A 20,265-nucleotide genomic window follows, 5' to 3' on the forward strand; every position below is an offset into this window, starting at 1 on the left:
GCCCTTGCGCACCTAAACTGGGAACATGACTGAGGCATTGACTTCGCACCCCGACCTGCCGGTTTCCGATGCGCCCTCCGCCGGCCTGCCGGTGGCGGCAGTGGACGTCGAAGCCGCCGTGCACGCCATCGCCGACCGTGCCCGGGCCGCTTCCCGCCAGATGGCCCGCGCCAACCGGGCCTGGAAGGACCGCGGGCTGCGCGCCATCGGCGCCGCCCTGGTGCAGCACAAGGACACCATCCTCGCCGCCAACGCCCAGGACGTTGCCGCAGGCCGTGCCAACGGAACCTCGGCTGCGCTGCTGGACCGCCTTACCCTCACCGACGGCCGCGTGCAAAGCCTCGCCGCGGCCCTGGAGAACCTCGCGAACCTGCCCGACCCGGTCGGCAACGTCGTCCGCGGCCAGACCCTGCCGAACGGTCTGCGCCTGCGCCAGATCAACGTTCCGATGGGCGTGGTCGCAGCCATCTACGAGGCGCGCCCCAACGTGACCGTGGATATCGCCGGCCTGGCGCTCAAGAGCGGCAACGCCGTCATCCTCCGCGGCGGAAGCGCCGCCGCCGCCACGAACGCCGCGTTGCTGGGTGTCCTCCGCGACGCGCTGGACTCCGTGGGCCTGCCCGCCGACGCCGTCCAAAGTGTCGATGACTACGGCCGCGACGGCGCCAACGTGCTGATGCGCGCCCGGGGCCGGGTCGACGTGCTGATTCCCCGCGGCGGACGCGATCTGATCCAGACCGTGGTGATGAACTCCTCGGTGCCCGTCATTGAAACCGGTGAAGGCAACGTGCACATCTTCCTGGACGCCTCGGCGGACGAGAAGATGGCCGTCGAGATCCTGCTGAACGCCAAGACGCAGCGCCCCAGCGTCTGCAACACGGTGGAGACGCTGCTGGTGCATTCCGGCTTCACCGTGCTGCCCGCCGTCGCCGCTGCCCTGCGCGGCGCCGGCGTCACCCTGCACACGGACGAGCGGATCCGCGCCGCCCTGCCCGAAGCTGTGGACTCCGTTCCCGCCACCGACGAGGACTGGGCCACTGAATACATGGACCTGGACCTGGCCGTGGCCATGGTGGACAGCCTGGACGAGGCGGTACAGCACATCCGCACCTGGTCCACCGGGCACACCGAGGCGATCCTCACCAACGACCTGGCAAACGCCGAGCGCTTCATCGCCGAGGTCGATTCGGCCGCTGTGATCGTGAACGCATCGACACGGTTCACCGACGGCGGCGAGCTGGGGCTGGGCGCCGAGGTGGGTATCTCCACGCAGAAGCTGCATGCCCGCGGCCCGATGGGACTGACCGAACTCACCACCACCAAGTGGATCGTGCAGGGCGAAGGCCAGACCCGGGCCTAGCAACGCGGTAACATGGAACAGAAGCCAGCAACGGCGGGTTCCACCGGCGCCGTTAAGCCATCGTAGATATTTGAACTTAGTAGGGGAGAACATGCTGTTTCAGCAGATCGCCACGTCCGTCGCCGCAGCCGTCGAACACGAGGAACTCGCGCCGCTGATCGCGCCGCCGTTCGTTATTGGCGGGTCGATGTTCGTGCTCCTGCTGGTCCTGATGTTCATCACGCTGTCCTACGGCAACCTGGGCAAGCGCCACGAGGCCGTTGAGGAGCACGCGGACCCGCACCGTCAGCACCCCAACAAGCACGACCGCGGCCAAGGGCACTAATATTTCCGCCACGGAGAAGCAGCACGGCGCCAAGCGCCGCCTGCGACTGGGTGTGATGGGCGGCACGTTCGACCCGATCCATCACGGCCACCTTGTCGCGGCCAGCGAGGTCGCGGCGAAGTTCGGCCTCGATGAAGTGGTGTTCGTTCCGACCGGGCAGCCCTGGCAAAAGAGCGCCAAGAAAGTCACCCAGGCCGAACACCGGTACCTGATGACCGTCATCGCCACGGCCTCCAATCCGCGGTTTACGGTCAGCCGGGTCGACGTTGACCGGCCCGGCCCCACCTACACCATCGACACGCTGCGGGACCTGCACACGCTGCGGCCGGAAGCGGATCTGTTCTTCATCACCGGTGCCGACGCGCTGGCCCAGATCCTGTCCTGGAAGGACATCAACGAACTTTGGTCGCTGGCGCACTTCGTGGGTGTGACCAGGCCGGGGCACGAACTGGACGGCATGGGCCGCGACGATGTCACCCTGCTGGAAATCCCGGCCATGGCCATCTCCTCCACGGACTGCCGGGCCCGCGTTGCCGCCGGGAACCCCGTCTGGTACCTCGTGCCGGACGGCGTGGTCCAGTACATCGCCAAGTACGACCTCTACGACGGCCAGCCGGAGGCCGGACTCGACCTCCCCGACGCCGGTCTCCTCAAGACAAACCAAACCGCCAGCACCGAATGAGCCTTTCATGAGTCAGGAACAGCCCCCCATCCGCCGCCGCCGCGAATTGCGCCAGGCCTGGGATGAGCGCCAGGAAGTGAACCCGGACACTGGCGCCACTGGTGCCGATGCTGTTCGGGCTGCGCCGGGCCAGGACGGTGTGGCAGGTTCCGGCTCGAGCCCGTCGTCTGAACGCCCGGCCGAACCGACCGAGGCCGAAACGACCGGCCGCCGCCGTATTCCCGGTCCGGTGGACTCGGTGCGGACCACGTCGGCAGCCCAGCGCTCCTCGCAGATCCGCGCCCGGGACCGGGCGGCTCTCCGTACGATCAAGGAGCTCGCCGAGAAAGAAGGCCAGCTCTCACCCGGCGGCCCGCTCACTCGCCGCCAGCTGCGGCTGCAGCAGCTGGCCGAGGAGACGGCTCCGGCGACCTCGGCCAACCCCATCGTTCCGATGCCGTCACCGCGGACCCGGCCGCAGCAGTCTCCCGCCTCCCAGGGCTCGGCCGCGGCTCCTGCCGCCTCTGATGCTGCCGGCGGCTCAAGTGCGGCTCCCGGCCCGAACACGGTCTCCGCTGCCCCGGCTGGTTCGGCTGGCACCGCTGGTAAGCGGCCGGAGGGAATGAGCGTTGAGCAGGCTCTGGCGGCGCGCGAGCTCCTCGCCGAGCAGGCGCGCAACCAGCTGGCGAAGATGGACCATATCGCGGCCACGGATCCCGACGCCGTCAATCCCGAGGTGCTGGCCGAGCAGATCGCCCTGGCCGAACGTGCAGCCGTCCTGAACCGGCGTGCGGCCGCGAAGCAGAAGCTGGCCGAGCAAAACAACCAGCCCGCGGAGGCCGGCCAAAAACAACCCGGCCAGAAGCCGCGCACTGACCAGCGGCCCGGCGGCCAGCCCGGCGGCACCAAGCCGGCAACTGACAACCCCGCCGTTGAGAACCAAGACAACGGCCCCTCGACGGCGAGTAACCTGGCCATGGTCACCCCGCTGGAATTCGTCGAGGTCCCTGGCGTGGAGCGGCCGGTTATGAAGCGCCCTGCCACGTCATACGTTCCGCTGGTCACAAACCCCAGCCCCAAGGTCCAGCCACCGAGGACTTCACGCCGTCCCGGCTCGCCGCGGCAGCGCGACGCCGGCCCCGTATCGGGCCGGGCGGGCGTGCTGGCCAGGGCGGAAGAGGCCGCGCAAGCAGCAGCCCGGACGCGCGGTACTGCCGCTTCTGCACTCGCGGAGCCACCCGCACAAATGGCCGACGCGCATTCGGGCATTTTGGCCGAGGAGGATTACGCGGCGCGGCCGCCGGTGGCCGCCAATGCCGCGTACGGCCTCGACCCCTTGGACGCCGCCACCGCCGGATTGGCCCGGGCCCGGCGCCTGCAGGCGCTCCAGCTGGGAATTCTGGTGCTCGGCGTCCTCGCCTTGATTGCCGGCATCGTCCTCATCATTACCGGGATGGCCCGCTAGCTACGAGGCCGCAGCAGCCCCTCGCCGTTGTATCCGTTCACGATTCCCGGCCCTGAGGCCGCCGAATCTTTTCCACTTATAAGCTTTACCGTCTACAAGGAGTCCCGTGACTGCAACCGATTCATCCATCGCCACAGCCCGCCACGCAGCCCGCGCTGCAGCGGAAAAATTGGCCGAGGACATTGTGGCCCTCGACGTCAGCGAGCGGCTTGCCCTTGCTGACGTCTTCCTGATCGCATCGGCGCCGTCCGAGCGCCAGGTCAACGCCATTGTCGACGGCATCGAGGATGAACTGTCCAAGTTCGACCTCAAGCCGGTGCGCCGCGAAGGCCGCTCCGGCGGCCGCTGGGTCCTGCTCGACTATGCCGACGTCATCATCCACGTGCAGCACGAAGAAGACCGCGTTTTCTACGCCTTGGAACGGCTCTGGAAGGACTGCCCGGTCGTGGATCTGCAGCTTGGAGACGACGTCTCCGCGAAGGCCTCCGCCGCTACCGAAACCGAGTAGAGGAGCGGGTGTATTCGCGCCTCTGCCTGAATATGCCCGATTTGGAATTTTCAGAAGTGCTGTTCTAAGATATTTGAGTTGCTCCGGAGAGAACGAATTCGGAGCAGCGAAAATTCGGGGCTGTGGCGCAGCTGGTAGCGCACCTGCATGGCATGCAGGGGGTCAGGGGTTCGAGTCCCCTCAGCTCCACCGAGAATCCGCCGGAACCCTTCAGGGTTCCGGCGGATTTTTTTGTGCGGGGATGAGCGCCGCGCCGCGCGTGCCGATTAGCGTCTCGCGGCAATCTGGCTTAAGCTAATCAGGTTGCTTTATCAGACCGGCCTTTCCGCCGGCCAGGCAAGACAACAGTTCGGGGCTGTGGCGCAGCTGGTAGCGCACCTGCATGGCATGCAGGGGGTCAGGGGTTCGAGTCCCCTCAGCTCCACCGAACGAGGCCCCGCTCATCGAGCGGGGCCTCACTGTTTTCCGGCCGGGATTCCCGGGCACCGGCCTCGCGGGAAGGGGCCTCGGCTCAGTGACTGTCCCTCCGCCCTAGGATGGAGCAGTGAACTCAGCCCTCGCCGACGTCGTGGTCATCGGCGCCGGGCAGGCCGGATTATCGGCCGCCTACCACCTCCAGCGCCGGGGCTTCGTTCCCGCCGGTGCGGGTGCCGGCGCGTCCGCAGCCGTTCGGCCACTGACCTACGTGGTGCTCGACGCCGAGGACGGCCCCGGCGGAGCCTGGCGCCACCGCTGGAAAACGCTCCTGATGTCCACCGTGAACGGCATCAGCGACCTGCCCGGCGTGCCGCAGCCTGCCCTGGACCCAGAAGAGGCGAGCTCGAGCTTCCTGAGCCGCTACTTCGCCGGCTACGAAGCCGAGCTGGCCCTCGCCGTCGAACGACCCGTCAAGGTCCGCGCCGTCCGCCGGGCGGACGCCTACCCTGCCGGGCGCCTGCTCCTGGAGACAAGCCGGGGGACATGGTCGGCGCGGGCGATCATCAACGCTACCGGCACCTGGACCCGGCCGTTCTGGCCGATCTACCCGGGACAGACCAGCTTCCGGGGCCGCCAGCTGCATGTGGCCGACTACGTCTCCGCCGAGGAATTCCGCGGGCAGCACGTGCTTGTGGTGGGCGGAGGCATCTCGGCCGTCGGTCTGCTCGATGAGATCTCCAAGGTCACCCGGACTACCTGGTTCACCCGGCGGGAACCCGTCTGGCGCGACGACGCCTTCGACCGGCAGGCCGGCCGGAGCGCCGTCGCCCTGGTCGAAGACCGCGTGCGGCAGGGACTTCCACCGCAAAGCGTCGTCTCCGTGACCGGGCTGATTTGGACGCCGGCACTGCGCGCAGCGGCGGCCCGCGGGGTGCTTGACCGCCACCCCATGTTCACCGGCATTGAACCTGGGGGAGTGCGGTTGGCGGACGGTAACTTCCTGGCCGCCGACGTCATCCTTTGGGCCACCGGCTTCCGGCCCGAACTCGAACACCTGGCCCCGCTGCACCTGCGTGGCCCCGGTGGCGGTATCACGATGGACGGCACCCGCGTTGCCGCGGAGCCGCGCGTCCACCTCGTCGGCTACGGCCCGTCCTCGTCCACCATCGGGGCGAACCGGGCGGGCCGGGCGGCGGTGGCCGGGGTGGCCGCGCTCCTTGCCGGTTCGGGATAACGTAAAACGTTGCACCACACCCCAAGCCTGATCACTGACAGCCCGACAAGAACGGCGGCGACCCGCGCGTGGCGGACACCAACCTTGAACTCCTCTTCTCCCGGCTCCGGAGGTTCCCCGACGTCGAGGCCGCCAACCTGCAGGCCTGGGACGCCACCGACCGGCTGCTGCTGGATACAGCCGCAGAACTCGTGGCAACGGGGGAAGTTCCTCGCGGCGGCAGGATCGCCGTCGTCGGCGACAACTACGGCGCGCTCACTCTCGGCGCGCTGGCGCTCGGTCTGTCGGACAGCACCAACGCCGCCGTCCGGGTGCACCAAGACCTCATCACCGGCGAACGCGCACTGCGCCGGAACGCCGCGGCAACCGGATTCACAGAAGGGTTCGCCCAGCTTCCGCTGCCCGCCGCCGTGGACGGCGCCGCGTTGGTCCTGCTCCAGCTGCCGCGCTCCCTTGCCGAACTGGAGGAGTTCGCCGACGCCGTGGCACGGCACGCCGCCGCCGACGTCGTGCTGCTGGCCGGTGGCAGGGTCAAACACATGAGCCTCGGCATGAACGCCGTGCTGGCGCGCTACTTCGGCGAGGTGCAGCCGCAACTGGCTCGGCAGAAATCCCGAATTCTGCGGGCGCGGGCGGCCAGACCGGCGGGCGGCGTCCCGCCCTTTCCGGTCGAGGAACGCAATACCGAACTGGATCTCGCGGTCTGCGCCCACGGCGCCGTGTTTGCCGGGACCGGACTGGATATCGGCACCCGCTTCCTCGCCGGCTTCCTGCCGGACATGCCGTTCGTGGAGCACGCCATCGACCTGGGCTGCGGCACCGGGATCCTGGCCGCCCTGTACGCGAGGAGCCACCCGGACGCCACGGTTACTGCCACCGACCGGTCGGCTGCCGCCGTCGAGTCGGCCCTCGGCACCGCCCGTGCCAACGGCCTGGACCGGCAGATCCAGGTCCTCCAGGATGACGCGATGAGCACCCTGCCGAACGGATGCGCCGGCATGGTCCTGCTCAATCCGCCCTTCCACCTCGGTGCTGCGGTCCACGCCGGCGCCGGCATCAAGCTCATCGAGGCGGCGGCCCGGGTTTTGGTTCCCGGCGGCGAACTTTGGACAGTGTTCAACAGCCACCTGCACTACCAGCCGGCACTGGAACGGCTGGTTGGCCCCACCGGTGAGGTGGGCCGCAACGCGAAATTCACGGTCACAGCCAGCGTCCGCAAGCCATCAAGCTAATCACGACGACGGCGCCGCGGTTGGCGCGCGGCACCGGTACCGCGATCAAAACAACGGTACGGACCAGGCAGCCGGTGACGTACCATTTTTGACATAGCAGTGCTTGGCCGGCCTTGAGAGGTACCAGTGACTGAGATGCGCACACCCTCGCCGCGGCGCGGAACGAACCTCCCGCGGATGGGGGATTTCAACCTTACGGTCATCCTGGATGCGATCCGGCGCGCCCCGGCCGGGCTTAGCCGCGTCGAACTGGCGCAGATCGTCGGGCTCTCGCCGCAGACCATCTCCAATATTTCCCGCCGGCTGCTCGATCAGCACCTCATCGTCGAGGCCGGCAAGGAGGGAACCGGCCCCGGGAAGCCCCGCACCATGCTCCGGCTTAACCCCGGCGGAATGTACGCCGTCGGCGTCCACCTGGACCCGGCTGTCCTCACCTTTGTCGTACTGGACCTCGTGGGCGCCGTCGTCCGGCATTCACGGATCAAGACTCCCTCCTGCACCGATCCGGCGGCGATCATCGACACCATCGCCGCCGAGATCAAGCAAGTGATTGACGACTCCGGCGTGGACCGCTCCAAGATCGCCGGACTCGGTGTCGCCTCGCCAGGGCCCATCGACCTGGTACACGGTGCCGTGGTGAATCCGCCGCTGCTACCGGGCTGGGAACGCGTTCCGCTCCGCGATGCCCTGGCCGCGGCGACCGGCCTGACCACGCTTTTGGACAAGGACGCGACGGCCGCCGCCGTCGCCGAGACCTGGGCCGGCGGCCCCAGCGGATCCGGCAGCTTCGTTTTCGTGTACATGGGTACCGGGATAGGGTGCGGCCTGGTCCTCAATGACGAGGTGCTCCGCGGGACCTCGGGAAATGCCGGGGAGATCGGCCACATCATGGTGGACCCTGACGGACCGCTGTGCGACTGCGGCCGGCGCGGCTGTGTGAAGTCCTCCGCGATCCCGCAGGTCCTCGTCGCCCAGGCGGAGGCGGCCGGCGTACTGGATGGTTCCCCCGGGGACCGGAGCGCCCCGGTGGTGCAGGAACGCTTCGCGGAACTTTGCGCGTTGGCTTACGGCGGCAACGAGGCGGCCTTGGACATTTTGCGGAAGTCGGCCGTGCTGGTCAGCCGGGCCGTCTCCGCGGTCACCAACACCCTGGACGTGGACCGTGTGGTGTTCGGCGGCCCGTTCTGGACCTGCCTCGCACCGGCGTACCTCGAACTGGTTCCGGGGCTGGTCGACGAACACAGCGATACGCGCAGGATCCACGGAATCGAGGTGGTGGGCACCGGCGTCGGCGACGACGTCGGAGCGATCGGGGCCGCCTGCCTGGTGCTGGAGCACACCCTGGCGCCGCGCTCCCAGCGGCTTCTGCTCGAGGGCTAGCCGGCCGCCGGTAGTGAACCGGGCGGCCGTTGACGTCAGCGTTGAGCCTCAGTCAATGTCCTCGAGGATGGTACCGAACGGGAGGGTGCTGTCCAGGTGGGCCTGGTGGTCGTGCGGATGGATCACCACCCGGACGCCGTGCAGCTTGTCGGCCGCCGACTGCATCAACACCGGCCGCACGGCTTTGACGACGCTCTCGCTCTGGCCGGCGAGATACTCCTGGTAACTGGCTGGAAGCTCGATCATGCCCTCAGGATAGACCTGCACCGCGAAGCGTGGGGAGGGCATTCACTCATCGACTGCTGGGCCCAAGCCCTTTTGACCCCTCAAGAGGACCGTTATGGAGCAGCCGGTTCAGGATTCCCAGAGGATCTCGTCGTCCACGACGCCGTCCTCGTCCGCGGAGGCCACGAGGAGCTCGTCGGTGAAGTGCGCGCCCAGGGTGAAGTCGAGCACGAAGTACCGCTCCGGCTGGCCCGGGAAGATCCCCACGTGGCCCAGCTTCAGCGCTTTCAGGAAGACCTGGTGGGTGAGCTCGGACTTGGTGTCGACGCCGAAGATCTGCTTTAGGTGTTCGGGCTTGATGACGTTGCAGTGGAAGCGGAGGTATTCCTGCGGGCTGCTGCCCTCCTGCTCCAGCTCCTCGGCAATCATCTCCCGGACCTGGTCCACGATTTCAGGCAGGAACCGCAGCCGGTAGTCGACCTTGTGCAGGGCGGCCTCGTCGAAGTGGTCGTGGGCGTTGACGTTAAGGTCAAGCTCCAGCGTCTGGCCGGCAAGTTCGTGTTTGGCGGCGAAGTTGTGGTCACGCCCGTGGTTGAGCTCGATCTCTCCGAAATGCCGGCTCGCTACCTTGCTCATGTCTTCAACATAGCCCTGAATACGGGCCCTTTCCAGCATCGGGGCCATTTACCCGATACCGGCCCCGGTAAAGGCCGGCGGACCGGTAGATTGTTCGGATGCAGACAGTAGCCGACACCGTTGCCCGCGCCCGAGAAGTCTTTGACAGTGGAACCACCCGCCCGCTGGCTTGGCGGCTGGAGCAGCTCGGCAACCTCCGGCGGATGCTGGTCGAGCGGCGCAGCGAGTTCGCCGCAGCGCTTGCCAGTGACCTCGGCAAGCATGAGACCGAGTCCCAGATGACGGAGATCGGCTTTGTCACGGCGGAAGCCCTGCACCTGGAGAAACACCTGGAAGCGTGGCTGCGGCCGCGCCCGGTGTCCGTGCCGCTCGCCGTGCTGCCCGCGAAAGCCTGGACCCAGTTGACCCCGCTGGGCGTCGTGCTGGTCATCGGGCCCTGGAACTATCCGCTGCAGCTGGTGCTGGCACCCCTGGCCGGAGCCCTTGCTGCAGGCAACACCGTGGTGCTGAAGCCCAGCGAGCACGCCCCGGCGACCTCGGCCGCCCTGGCCCGCTGGGTCCCGGAGTACCTGCCCGGCGCCGCTTCCGTCGTCGAAGGCGGCATCCCCGAAACGTCGGCACTGCTGGCGGAGCGCTTTGACCACATCTTCTTCACCGGCGGGGAGGTGGCAGCCAAGGTGGTGATGCGCGCCGCTGCCGAGCACCTGACCCCCGTCACCCTGGAGCTCGGCGGAAAGTCACCGGCCTACGTGGATGCGACGACGGACCTGGCGAAGGCCGCCAAACGGCTCGCCTGGGGCCGGTTCATGAACGCCGGACAGACCTGTGTGGCACCGGACTACATCCTCGCCACCGAGGACGTGCTGGCACCGCTGGAGCAAGAACTGGTAAAGGCCATCCGCGCACTGTTCGGACCGGACTCGGCGCGCAGTGATTCCTACGGCCGGATCATCAACGACCGGCACTTCCAGCGCCTCGCCGGGCTCGCGGACAGCAGCACCGTGGTGCACGGCGGCGAGCGTGACGCCGCCAGCCGGCACTTCGCCCCCACGTTGCTCCGCCCGGCTCCCGGCGACGCGGTGATGGCGGAGGAGATCTTCGGCCCGCTGCTGCCGCTGGTCCCGGTGAGCGGCGCGGACGAGGCGATCCGGACGATCAACGCCGGGCACAAGCCGCTGGCCCTCTACGTCTTCAGCGACGACGCCGACACCCGGCAGGCGTTCGCCGAACAGACCTCCTCGGGCGCGCTGTGCTTCGATGTTCCGGCCGCACACCTGACTGTTCCCGGCCTGCCGTTTGGCGGGGTGGGCAACAGCGGCATGGGCAATTACCACGGCGAGTACTCGCTGAAGACGTTCTCGCACGAGCGTTCCACCCTCTCGAAGCCGCTCTGGCCGGAGACCCTGGCGGTGATTTTCCCGCCGTACACCAAGGTCAAGCACCGGATCATCAGCACCCTCGTCTCGCCATCCGGAAAACTCAGCAAGAGGCTCGGCAGGAAGACCGGCAAGAAGACCGGGCAGTAGTCCGGGCAGTTGCCAGCCCAGTGGGGCACCCGGGGTTCAGGGCCGGCGGGTGGTGCCGAGCTTGTGCAGTGTGTCCGAGAGCAGCTCCACGAACAGCTGGACCTGGGCCGTCTGTTTTTCCTTGGGCAGCAGCGCGAAGACGTTTCGCGCCAGCCGGATTTCCGGGACGTCGAGGACCACGACGCCGTCGGGCTGGTGCAGCAGCGCCAGTTCCGGCACCAGCGCCGCCCCCAGCCCGGCGGCCGCCATCTCGAGGCTGGCGTGGAAGTCATCGCTGTTGGCGACCACCCGCGGGTGCAGGTTGCAGCTGGCGAAGAGCCGTTCGATCACCGTCGCATCGGAGGTGCCCGGGTGGTGCATGATCCAGGGCATGTCCGAGAGGTGGTCGGGGGCCACTTTGGAGCCCGGTCCGATACCCCAGCCCGCCGGCAGCACCACCCGGAAGTCGTCGTCGCCAATCCACTGCCGGTTTATGGTGTGCGGCCATGCCAGACCGGATTGGCCCACCTGGTAGACCAGCGCCACGTCGAGCTCCCCACCGGCGCGCAGCCCCTGAATGGTCTGGCCGGGTTCGGCCACTGACACCCGCAGCTCGATACCCAGCTTCTTCCACGCCGGGTTCTGCAGGATCCGGGGAAGCACGTAGGTCGCCAGGGACGGGAAGATCCCCAGCCGGAGTTCCTGGCTGGCGCTGTTCTCGGTGCGGGCCGCCGCCGCCATCAGCGCATCGATGTCGGTGAGCACCTTGGCCGCGTGCCGGGTCATGACGACGGCGGCTTCGGTGGGGTGGATGCTGCGGGCTGAGCGCTGGAACAGGCCCACGCCGGTGTCCCGCTCCAGGGCAGACATCTGCTGGGAGACTGCCGATGCCGTGTAACCCAGCCGGGTGGCGGCCGCCGCAAACGAGCCCAACCGGACCACTTCAACCAGCGTTCGGAGGTGCACGGGGTTGATCACGGTCGGCCCTTCGGTGGTTGCGGTGCGGCGGGAGCGGAATCCCGCTTCATTCTGGCACATTGGTCCTCAAGCAGCTGCGGGGAAATCAGACTCATCCGGCTGGCCAACGGTTACGAATCGCCCTTAGCAAGATCTTTCAGGACGATTCCGGCGAAGCAACAGGAGCAGACCAGTGCAGCAAGCAGCAAGCATCCCGGACGGACGGCGGGTTGCCGTGATTGGAAGCGGAGTGGCCGGCCTGACCGCGGCCTACGTCCTGAACCGGCGGGATGAGGTGACGGTGTTCGAGGCCGACGCCCGGCTGGGCGGCCACGCCCACACCCACGACGTCGGCCAGGCCGACGGGTCCGTGCTGGGCATCGACACCGGGTTCATCGTGCACAACGAACGGACCTACCCCACCCTGCTGCGGCTCTTCCGGGACCTCGGGGTCCAGACCCAGGACTCGGAGATGAGCATGTCCATCCGCTGCGACGGCTGCGGGCTGGAATACGCCGGCGCCCGGGCCGGCGCTCGCGGCATCATCCCGCGGCCGTCCACCCTGTTGCGCGGCCGCTACCTGCTGATGCTGCTGGAGGTCACCCGCTTCTACCGTCGGGCCCGCGCCCTGCTCGCGGAGGCGGAGGCAGCCGGGGCCAGTGCGCCTGCACCCGAGCTGACCCTCGGCGAGTTCCTGGACCGGGAAAAGTTCAGCAGCTACTTCATCGTCCACTTCATGACCCCGGTGGTGAGTGCCGTCTGGTCCTGCGACCCCACCACGGCTCTGGCGTATCCGGCCCGGTACCTCTTTACCTTCCTTGGCCACCACGGGCTCCTTGGCGTGAAAGGCTCCCCGCAGTGGCGCACCGTCACCGGCGGCTCTCGCAGCTACGTGGACAAAGTAGCCGCGACGCTGCCGGACGTCCGGCTCTCCAGCCCGGTCGTCCGCGTCCGCCGCCACTCCGGCGGGGTGGAGATCACCACGCAGAGGGCGGCCGGTGGTGTACGTGCCGGCGGTGCAGTTGCCGGCACGGAGACGACGGAGAACTTCGACGCCGTCGTCATCGCCACACACCCGGCGCAGGCACTGCGGATGCTGGGCGATGCCTCCCCGGCCGAGCGCGAGGCGCTGGCCGGCATGCCGTACTCGGTCAACCACACCGTCTTCCACCGCGACGACGCGGTGCTGCCGGCCAGCGACAACGCCAAAGCCTCCTGGAACTACCGGCTGCCGTCCTGCGACGCCCGCCCCGACCGGGTGCTGGTCAGCTACGACATGACCCGGCTGCAGCGGCTGGAACCGGCCGACGGCAAGCGCTACATTGTCAGTCTCGGCGAATCCGAACTGATCGGGGACGGCACGGTGCTGGAGCAGATGGTCTACGAACACCCGCAGTACACCCCCGATTCACTGCGCGCCCAGCAGCAGATCCTGGGCCTCGGCGACGGCCGGCTGGCCTTCGCCGGCGCCTACCACGGGTGGGGCTTCCACGAGGACGGCGCCCTCTCCGGAGTCCGCGCCGCCGCCAGGCTGGGACGCGAGTGGGAACCGGCCGGCATTCCTGAACTGCAGGACGCCGGACTGCAGGATGCCGCACCGCGGGCGGCCGCCCTGGAGGGCGCATGAGCAGCAACACAGCGATCTACCGGACCTCGATAGGCCACGTGCGGCAGACGCCGCTGCGCAACACCTTCACCTACCGCAGTTACAGCTGGTACGTCGACGTCGATAGCCTGCCCAGGCTGCCGCGCTGGCTTGCCCCGCTGGCCGGGTTCTCCGCCGCGGACCATCTCGGCGATCCGGCCGGGACGCTGCGCGGCAACGTTGAAGCCTACCTGGCCACGCAGGGGATCACGCTCGACGGCGGCCGGATCACCATGCTGGCCGGCGCGCGCGTCTTCGGCCACGTCTTCAACCCGCTCAGCCTGTTCTGGTGCCACGACGCCGACGGGGCACTGCGCTGCGTGGTCGCTGAAGTCCACAACACCTACGGCGAACGGCACTGCTACCTGCTTGAGACCGACGCGGCGGGCCGGGCCACCGTGCCCAAAGCGTTTTACGTCTCGCCGTTCAACGACGTCGATGGCCGGTACCGGATGAAGCTGCCCGAGCCGGCCGAACGTCTCGCCGTCTCCATCGTGCTGGAACGCGACGGCCAAAAGCCTTTCGTCGCCACGATGGACGGCGTCCGCAGCGAAGCCACCGTACCGAACGTCCTGGCAGCGGCGCTCGCCGTCCCGCTGGCGCCGCTGCGGGTCGCAGTGCAGATCCGCTGGCAGGGAATCAAGCTTTGGGCGCGCCGGCTGCCCGTTATCAAAAGACCACACCACCCCTCACAGGAGGCAGTCCAGTGACCATGACCGAAGCGACCGGATCCCCGACCGGTTCCCCAGAACGATTCCTGGCGACGGAAACCACGACGCCGGCCGTGCCCTACACCGTTCCGCAGCCACCGGCCGTCATTGATGCCGCAGTCTGGCCCAGCATCGCCGCCGTGCCCTCAAGCCTGAAGGCCCGGCTGGCCGGCCGGGTCGCGGACATGATCTTCCGTGCCGCCGTGCGCAGCCTCCCGCTGGAGGTCCGCTTCCCGGACGGCACCGTCCTGGGTAAGGGCGCATCCGGCCAGCCGGCGTCGGGCGGCCGGTACCCGGTCATGACGATGAACCGTCCCGAGGTCTTCGCCGCCCGGCTTGGCGACAGCGGACTCATCGGCCTGGGCGAGTCGTATATGGCCGGCGACTGGGACGCCGATGACCTGACCGCCGTGATGGAAGTCTTCGCCGCCCGGGTCGGCAACCTTGTTCCCGAGCCACTGCAGAAGCTGCGCGGCCTCTACCTGCCGCGCACGCCGCGCACCGAGCGCAACACCGAGCAGAACACCCGCTCGAACATCTCCCGGCACTATGACCTGTCCAACGAGCTCTTCGCCACGTTCCTGGACAGCACCATGACGTACTCCAGTGCGCTCTTTCCGGAAAGCGGTGACGCGCTGCGGCAGGTCGCCTGGGACGGCCTGGCCGCGGCACAGCAGGCGAAGATCGACCGGCTGCTGGACAAGGCAGGCGTCACGGCCGGCACCCGGGTGCTGGAAATCGGCACCGGCTGGGGCGAACTCGCCCTCCGCGCCGCGGCCCGCGGCGCGACGGTTTACTCGGTGACCCTGTCCAGCGAGCAGCAGGAACTGGCCCGCAAACGCGTCGCCGACGCCGGCTACACCGACGCGGTCACCATTGAGCTCAAGGACTACCGGGCGGTGGAAGGCGAGTACGACGCCGTCGTGTCCGTGGAGATGATCGAGGCGGTCGGCTACGAATATTGGGCCACCTACTTCCAGACCATCGAACGGGTGCTGGCCCCCGGCGGGAAAGTCGCGATCCAGGCCATCACCATCGGCCACGACCGGCTGATCGCCACCCGGACCAGCTACACCTGGGTGCACAAATACATCTTCCCCGGCGGTGTCATCCCGTCGGTCCGGGCGATCGAGGAGATCACCGAGAAGCAGACCGGCCTCCGGGTCCGGGAACGCCTCGCCATGGGCGAGCACTACGCCCAGACCCTGCGGCTCTGGGAGGAACGCTTCATGGCCCGTGGCGAAGAGGTCCGCGCCCTAGGCTTCGACGAGGTCTTCCAGCGGATGTGGCTGTTCTACCTGTGCTACTCCCGCGCCGGCTTCGAGACCGGCTACCTGAACGTGCAGCAGATCGTGCTGGACAAGGTTGCCTCGAAGCGAGCCGCAGCATGACCGGCGCGCTGGCAAGCACCATCGCCGAGGTCCTGCGCCCGGTGGTGGGCGGGGACCTGCCGGTCCGGCTGGTTGTGTGGGACGGCAGCGAGGCCGGACCGGCCGGGGCTCCGGTGGTCCGGCTCACTTCGCCGAACGCTATCCGCCGGCTGCTCTGGGCGCCGGGGGAGCTGGGCGCGGCGCAGGCTTACGTCACCGGGGAGCTGGACGTCGACGGCGACCTCAACTCCGCGCTCGAGCACCTGTGGAAGGTGGTCCGGGACCGCGGCCTGTCCGGCATCCGCCCCACCCCTGCGGTGGTCGCCGGCGTGGCCCGGATCGCGAAGGCCGCCGGAGCCCTCGGCGCCCCGCCGGCGCCGCCGGCCAGCCAGGCCCAGGTGAAGGGCCGGCTGCACAGCCTGATCCGCGACCGCGCCGCCATCAGCCACCACTATGACCTCAGCAATGACTTCTACTCGCTGATCCTTGATCCGCAGATGGCCTACTCCAGCGGATACTGGACGGACTCGTCCGAAGGCTACGGGCTGGAGGACGCCCAGCGGGACAAACTCGATCTGGTCTGCCGCAAGATCGGGCTCAAGCCCGGGATGCGGCTGCTCGACGTCGGCTGCGGCTGGGGTTCGCTGAGCCTGCACGCGGCGCAGTACTACGGCGTCGACGTCGTCGGCGTCACGCTCTCCGTGGAGCAGAAAGCGTTCATCGACGCGCGGATTAAGGAACGCGGGCTCGAGGGGCACGTCGAGATCCGGGTGCAGGACTACCGCGAGATCCCCGACGGCCCGTTCGACGCCGTCGCCTCGATCGAGATGGGCGAGCACGTCGGGCAGCGGAACTACCCGGTGTACGCCGCCGCGCTGTGCTCCAACGTGGTCCCCGGCGGCCGCGTGCTGGTGCAGCAGATGTCCCGGCACGGCAAGCACCCCGGCGGCGGCCCGTTCATTGAATCCTTCATCGCCCCGGACATGCACATGCGCCCGGTCGGGGAGACGCTGGAGTTCCTGGAGGCCGCGGGCCTGGAGATCGAGGGTGTGCAGGGGATGCGCCGCGACTACGTCCGCACCCTTGAGGCCTGGTTCGCCCGCTTCGAGCAGAACCACGACGACGCCGTCGAGATGATGGGCAAGGAGATTGCCCGGGTGTGGCGGCTGTACCTTGTCGGCGCGCTAAGAAGTTTCGCCGAGGGTCGGATGGGAGTGGACCAGATCCTCTGCAGCCGGCCGGAGTAGCCGGCGGGGCATAAATAACGGCACAGAAGGCGGGTACCGGAAGGTGCCCGCCTTCTCTGTGCTCTCGCCCACCACATGTAGTGTGTCCGCCCACTTCGGACCCCAGCTGCGTAGAACCCCGACACGCCGTCTCCGGCGCGACACGCGGGGCGGTTAATTGTGGCTAACTACTCCACAGGGTGTGGATTTCGTCCGCGAAAACGGCTGGAATCCGGACATTTTGAAGGCCCTTGCTTGTGGATTAAAGGTGGGTTAAATGACATACTTGTAATACATCATCTTGGGGTCCACGCGGGGCTCTTGCACTACATGTAGTATCGACATACAGTTCGAGCGGAGCGGTTGTAGACCGCAAGGCGAGGCCAGTAACGGATAAGGATTCCTGTTCCGAGTCGGCCCCACCGGACACGAACCACAGACTTCAACAAAGGGGACCAGGACATGACCGTTACGGTTTACACGAAGCCGGCTTGCGTGCAGTGCAACGCTACCTACCGCGCTCTCGACAAGAAGGGCATCGCCTACCAGAGCGTCGACATCTCCCAGGATGCCGAGGCCCTCGAGCGCCTCAAGTCCCTGGGCTACATGCAGGCTCCGGTCGTCGTTACGGACCAGGACCACTGGTCGGGCTTCCGCCCGGACAAGATCGAAGAACTGGCGCAGGCTGCCGCCGTCGCGGTCGCCTGAAAGCCGGCACACGGCACCACCACGTCGGATGAGGTGACTCCCATGGCTGCACCGGCAACCGCCGGACCGCCGCTGGCAACGGACACTGTGGACTCAGCCACGATCCGGACCACCAGCAGCCACCTCATCTACTTTTCCTCCACCTCCGAGAACACCAAACGCTTCGTGCAGAAGCTCGGTGTCGACGCCGCCCGCATTCCCCTCCTCGCGAGGGAACCGGCGCTGCTGGCAACCGAACCGTACGTGCTGGTGCTTCCCACGTACGGAGGGACCGGGGGAGAGGGATCCGTTCCGAAGCAGGTCATCCGCTTTCTGAACGATCCGAGGAACCGGCAACAGCTCCGTGGAGTGATCGGGGCGGGCAACACGAACTTTGGGGACAACTACTGCATGGCCGGCGACATCGTGGCCGTGAAGTGCAAGGTCCCGCACCTATATCGATTTGAACTCATGGGGACGCCGGAAGACGTTGGCCGAGTACAACAAGGATTGGAAGAATTTTGGACACGACTGTCGCAAGAACAGAAGTAAGCGCCGAGAAGCACACGGTGCCCGGCGAGAAGCCGGCGATGCCGGCCGCCTACCAGGGCCTGGGCTACCACGAGCTCAACGCCATGCTGAACCTCTACGGCCCGAACGGCGAGATCCAGTTCGAGGCCGACCGCGAGGCCGCGCACCAGTACTTCCTTCAGCACGTGAACAACAACACCGTGTTCTTCCACGACCTTGAGGAAAAGCTCGACTACCTCGTGAAGAACGAGTACTACGAGCGCGAAACCCTCGACCAGTACACGATGAACTTCATCCGCGAGCTCTACAACCGCGCGTACAAGAAGAAGTTCCGCTTCGAGACCTTCCTGGGTGCGTTCAAGTTCTACACCTCGTACACGCTGAAGACGTTCGACGGCAAGCGCTTCCTGGAGCGCTACGAGGACCGCGTCTGCATGGTGGCCCTGCACCTGGCCCGCGGCGACGAGAAGCTGGCCACCCAGATGGTCGATGAGATCATCGAAGGCCGCTTCCAGCCTGCGACCCCGACGTTCCTGAACGCCGGCAAGAAGCAGCGCGGCGAGCTGGTCTCCTGCTTCCTGCTCCGCATCGAAGACAACATGGAATCGATCGGCCGGTCCATCAACTCCGCGCTGCAGCTGTCCAAGCGCGGCGGCGGCGTGGCCTTCGCGCTGACCAACATCCGCGAGGTCGGCGCGCCGATCAAGCAGATCGAGAACCAGTCCTCCGGCGTCATCCCCGTGATGAAGCTCCTCGAGGACAGCTTCTCCTACGCCAACCAGCTTGGTGCCCGCCAGGGTGCCGGAGCGGTGTACCTGCACGCGCACCACCCGGACATCTACCGCTTCCTGGACACCAAGCGCGAGAACGCGGACGAGAAGATCCGCATCAAGACCCTCTCGCTCGGCGTCGTGATCCCGGACATCACCTTCGAGCTGGCCAAGAAGGACGAGGACATGTACCTGTTCTCGCCGTACGACGTCGAAAAGGTCTACGGCATGCCGTTCTCCGACGTCTCGGTCACCGAGAAGTACTACGAGATGGTGGACGATTCCCGGATCAAGAAGACCAAGATCAAGGCCCGCGAGTTCTTCCAGACCCTCGCCGAGATCCAGTTCGAATCCGGCTACCCGTACATCATGTTCGAGGACACCGTGAACCGGGAAAACCCGATCGACGGCAAGATCATCATGTCCAACCTGTGCTCGGAGATCCTCCAGGTCAGCCAGCCCACGACGTACCACGATGACCTGTCCTACGACCAGACCGGCAAGGACATCTCCTGCAACCTGGGTTCGCTGAACATCGCCAAGGCCATGGACTCGCCGGACTTCGGCCTGACCATCGAGACGGCCATCCGTGCGCTCTCGGCGGTGTCGGACATGTCCAACATCACCTCGGTGCCCTCGATTGCCCGCGGCAATGACCAGAGCCACGCAATCGGCCTGGGCCAGATGAACCTGCACGGCTACCTGGCCCGCGAGCGGGTGCACTACGGCTCCGAAGAGGGCATCGACTTCACGAACATCTACTTCTACTCGGTGGTGTTCCACGCGGTCCGGGCCTCCAATCTGCTGGCCATCCAGACCGGCCAGACCTTCGGCGGCTTCGAGAAGTCCAAGTATGCAACAGGTGAGTTCTTCGACAAGTACACCAACCGGGAGTGGGTCCCGCAGACGGCGAAGGTTGCCGAGCTGTTCCAGAACATCCACATCCCCACCCAGGATGACTGGCGCGAGCTGAAGGCTTCCGTCATGGAGCACGGCATCTACAACCAGAACCTGCAGGCCGTCCCGCCGACCGGCTCGATCTCCTACATCAACAACTCCACGTCCTCGATCCACCCGGTGGCGTCCAAGATTGAGATCCGCAAGGAAGGCAAGCTGGGCCGCGTGTACTACCCGGCGCCGTACCTGACGAACGACAACCTGGAGTACTACCAGGACGCGTACGAGATCGGCTACGAGAAGGTCATCGACACGTACGCCGCGGCCACGCAGCACGTGGACCAGGGCCTGTCCCTGACGCTGTTCTTCAAGGACACCGCCACCACGCGTGACATCAACAAGGCCCAGATCTACGCCTGGAAGAAGGGCATCAAGACGATCTACTACATCCGTCTCCGCCAGCTCGCGCTGGAAGGGACTGAGGTGGAAAACTGCGTCTCATGCATGTTGTAATCAACCGGAAA

The 20,265-nt window shown here is 67.1% G+C and carries 19 protein-coding genes and 2 tRNA genes; 18 read left to right on the forward strand and 3 right to left on the reverse strand.

All coding sequences use genetic code 11. The features are described from left to right. Positions 1 to 25: 25 nt before the first annotated feature. The 10 genes from QFZ61_RS10920 to QFZ61_RS10965 all read left to right on the forward strand — a co-directional run bounded on the left by QFZ61_RS10920 (position 26) and on the right by QFZ61_RS10965 (position 8,582). Entirely contained in the window at positions 26 to 1,360 is a 1,335-nt protein-coding gene (locus QFZ61_RS10920; protein ID WP_307035928.1) for a glutamate-5-semialdehyde dehydrogenase, read from the forward strand. A 91-nt stretch (positions 1,361 to 1,451) separates the two neighbouring features. Continuing rightward, on the forward strand, positions 1,452 to 1,685 hold the full coding sequence (locus tag QFZ61_RS10925; protein ID WP_307035930.1) for a hypothetical protein: 234 nt from the start codon (positions 1,452 to 1,454) through the stop codon (positions 1,683 to 1,685). Position 1,686: 1 nt separating this feature from the next. Continuing rightward, positions 1,687 to 2,367 (forward strand): nicotinate-nucleotide adenylyltransferase, encoded by a 681-nt coding sequence (nadD, locus tag QFZ61_RS10930; RefSeq protein WP_373427199.1) that lies wholly within the window; start codon positions 1,687 to 1,689, stop codon positions 2,365 to 2,367. A 7-nt stretch (positions 2,368 to 2,374) separates the two neighbouring features. Continuing rightward, positions 2,375 to 3,811 (forward strand): hypothetical protein, encoded by a 1,437-nt coding sequence (locus QFZ61_RS10935; protein ID WP_307035931.1) that lies wholly within the window; start codon positions 2,375 to 2,377, stop codon positions 3,809 to 3,811. A 106-nt stretch (positions 3,812 to 3,917) separates the two neighbouring features. After that, the gene (gene rsfS / locus QFZ61_RS10940; protein ID WP_307035933.1) at positions 3,918 to 4,319 is read left to right on the forward strand and encodes a ribosome silencing factor; all 402 of its coding nucleotides are present in this window, start codon (positions 3,918 to 3,920) and stop codon (positions 4,317 to 4,319) included. A gap of 116 nt (positions 4,320 to 4,435) precedes the next feature. Then, positions 4,436 to 4,508 (forward strand) — tRNA-Ala (locus QFZ61_RS10945). A 162-nt stretch (positions 4,509 to 4,670) separates the two neighbouring features. After that, positions 4,671 to 4,743 (forward strand) — tRNA-Ala (locus tag QFZ61_RS10950). A 120-nt stretch (positions 4,744 to 4,863) separates the two neighbouring features. Continuing rightward, positions 4,864 to 5,970 (forward strand): NAD(P)-binding domain-containing protein, encoded by a 1,107-nt coding sequence (locus QFZ61_RS10955; RefSeq protein ID WP_307035935.1) that lies wholly within the window; start codon positions 4,864 to 4,866, stop codon positions 5,968 to 5,970. 68 nt (positions 5,971 to 6,038) lie between these two features. Further along, the gene (locus QFZ61_RS10960) at positions 6,039 to 7,202 is read left to right on the forward strand and encodes a methyltransferase (RefSeq protein WP_307035936.1); all 1,164 of its coding nucleotides are present in this window, start codon (positions 6,039 to 6,041) and stop codon (positions 7,200 to 7,202) included. Between the two features lie 177 nt (positions 7,203 to 7,379). Continuing rightward, complete coding sequence (locus tag QFZ61_RS10965) at positions 7,380 to 8,582, forward strand: ROK family transcriptional regulator (RefSeq protein WP_307038130.1); 1,203 nt, start codon at positions 7,380 to 7,382, stop codon at positions 8,580 to 8,582. Between the two features lie 48 nt (positions 8,583 to 8,630). Here the strand turns inward: QFZ61_RS10965 and QFZ61_RS10970 are convergent, their stop codons facing one another. Both QFZ61_RS10970 and QFZ61_RS10975 read right to left on the reverse strand, forming a co-directional pair. Beyond that, a complete protein-coding gene (locus tag QFZ61_RS10970) occupies positions 8,631 to 8,828 on the reverse strand; it encodes a hypothetical protein (protein ID WP_307035938.1) in 198 nt (65 codons plus the stop codon). Positions 8,829 to 8,936: 108 nt separating this feature from the next. After that, positions 8,937 to 9,443 (reverse strand): DUF2004 domain-containing protein, encoded by a 507-nt coding sequence (locus QFZ61_RS10975; RefSeq protein WP_307035939.1) that lies wholly within the window; start codon positions 9,441 to 9,443, stop codon positions 8,937 to 8,939. 98 nt (positions 9,444 to 9,541) lie between these two features. On the opposite strand from QFZ61_RS10975, the gene QFZ61_RS10980 reads away from it, so the two are divergent. Beyond that, positions 9,542 to 10,969: an aldehyde dehydrogenase family protein gene (locus QFZ61_RS10980; RefSeq protein WP_307035941.1), complete on the forward strand. Its 1,428-nt coding sequence runs from the start codon at positions 9,542 to 9,544 to the stop codon at positions 10,967 to 10,969. Between the two features lie 36 nt (positions 10,970 to 11,005). Here QFZ61_RS10980 and QFZ61_RS10985 read toward each other — a convergent pair whose 3' ends face one another. Beyond that, complete coding sequence (locus QFZ61_RS10985) at positions 11,006 to 11,926, reverse strand: LysR family transcriptional regulator (protein ID WP_307038132.1); 921 nt, start codon at positions 11,924 to 11,926, stop codon at positions 11,006 to 11,008. 172 nt (positions 11,927 to 12,098) lie between these two features. On the opposite strand from QFZ61_RS10985, the gene QFZ61_RS10990 reads away from it, so the two are divergent. From QFZ61_RS10990 to nrdE, 7 genes are all read left to right on the forward strand, one after another. Continuing rightward, positions 12,099 to 13,532: an NAD(P)/FAD-dependent oxidoreductase gene (locus tag QFZ61_RS10990; RefSeq protein WP_307035943.1), complete on the forward strand. Its 1,434-nt coding sequence runs from the start codon at positions 12,099 to 12,101 to the stop codon at positions 13,530 to 13,532. Then, a complete protein-coding gene (locus tag QFZ61_RS10995) occupies positions 13,529 to 14,260 on the forward strand; it encodes a DUF1365 domain-containing protein (RefSeq protein ID WP_307035945.1) in 732 nt (243 codons plus the stop codon). The genes QFZ61_RS10990 and QFZ61_RS10995 overlap by 4 nt, the downstream gene beginning before the upstream one ends. Further along, on the forward strand, positions 14,257 to 15,651 hold the full coding sequence (locus tag QFZ61_RS11000; RefSeq protein ID WP_307035947.1) for a cyclopropane-fatty-acyl-phospholipid synthase family protein: 1,395 nt from the start codon (positions 14,257 to 14,259) through the stop codon (positions 15,649 to 15,651). Before QFZ61_RS10995 ends, QFZ61_RS11000 begins: the two co-directional genes overlap by 4 nt. After that, positions 15,648 to 16,877 (forward strand): cyclopropane-fatty-acyl-phospholipid synthase family protein, encoded by a 1,230-nt coding sequence (locus QFZ61_RS11005; protein ID WP_307035949.1) that lies wholly within the window; start codon positions 15,648 to 15,650, stop codon positions 16,875 to 16,877. The genes QFZ61_RS11000 and QFZ61_RS11005 overlap by 4 nt, the downstream gene beginning before the upstream one ends. A 441-nt stretch (positions 16,878 to 17,318) precedes the next feature. Further along, positions 17,319 to 17,564, forward strand: coding sequence for a glutaredoxin-like protein NrdH (gene nrdH / locus QFZ61_RS11010; RefSeq protein ID WP_018773329.1), 246 nt, complete (start codon positions 17,319 to 17,321; stop codon positions 17,562 to 17,564). A gap of 42 nt (positions 17,565 to 17,606) precedes the next feature. After that, the gene (gene nrdI / locus QFZ61_RS11015; RefSeq protein WP_307035954.1) at positions 17,607 to 18,095 is read left to right on the forward strand and encodes a class Ib ribonucleoside-diphosphate reductase assembly flavoprotein NrdI; all 489 of its coding nucleotides are present in this window, start codon (positions 17,607 to 17,609) and stop codon (positions 18,093 to 18,095) included. Between the two features lie 38 nt (positions 18,096 to 18,133). Beyond that, positions 18,134 to 20,254, forward strand: a complete 2,121-nt coding sequence (gene nrdE, locus QFZ61_RS11020; protein WP_307038134.1) for a class 1b ribonucleoside-diphosphate reductase subunit alpha — start codon at positions 18,134 to 18,136, stop codon at positions 20,252 to 20,254. The last annotated feature ends 11 nt before the right edge of the window (positions 20,255 to 20,265 follow it).

This window comes from Arthrobacter sp. B3I4, from assembly GCF_030816855.1.
GTDB lineage: Bacteria > Actinomycetota > Actinomycetes > Actinomycetales > Micrococcaceae > Arthrobacter.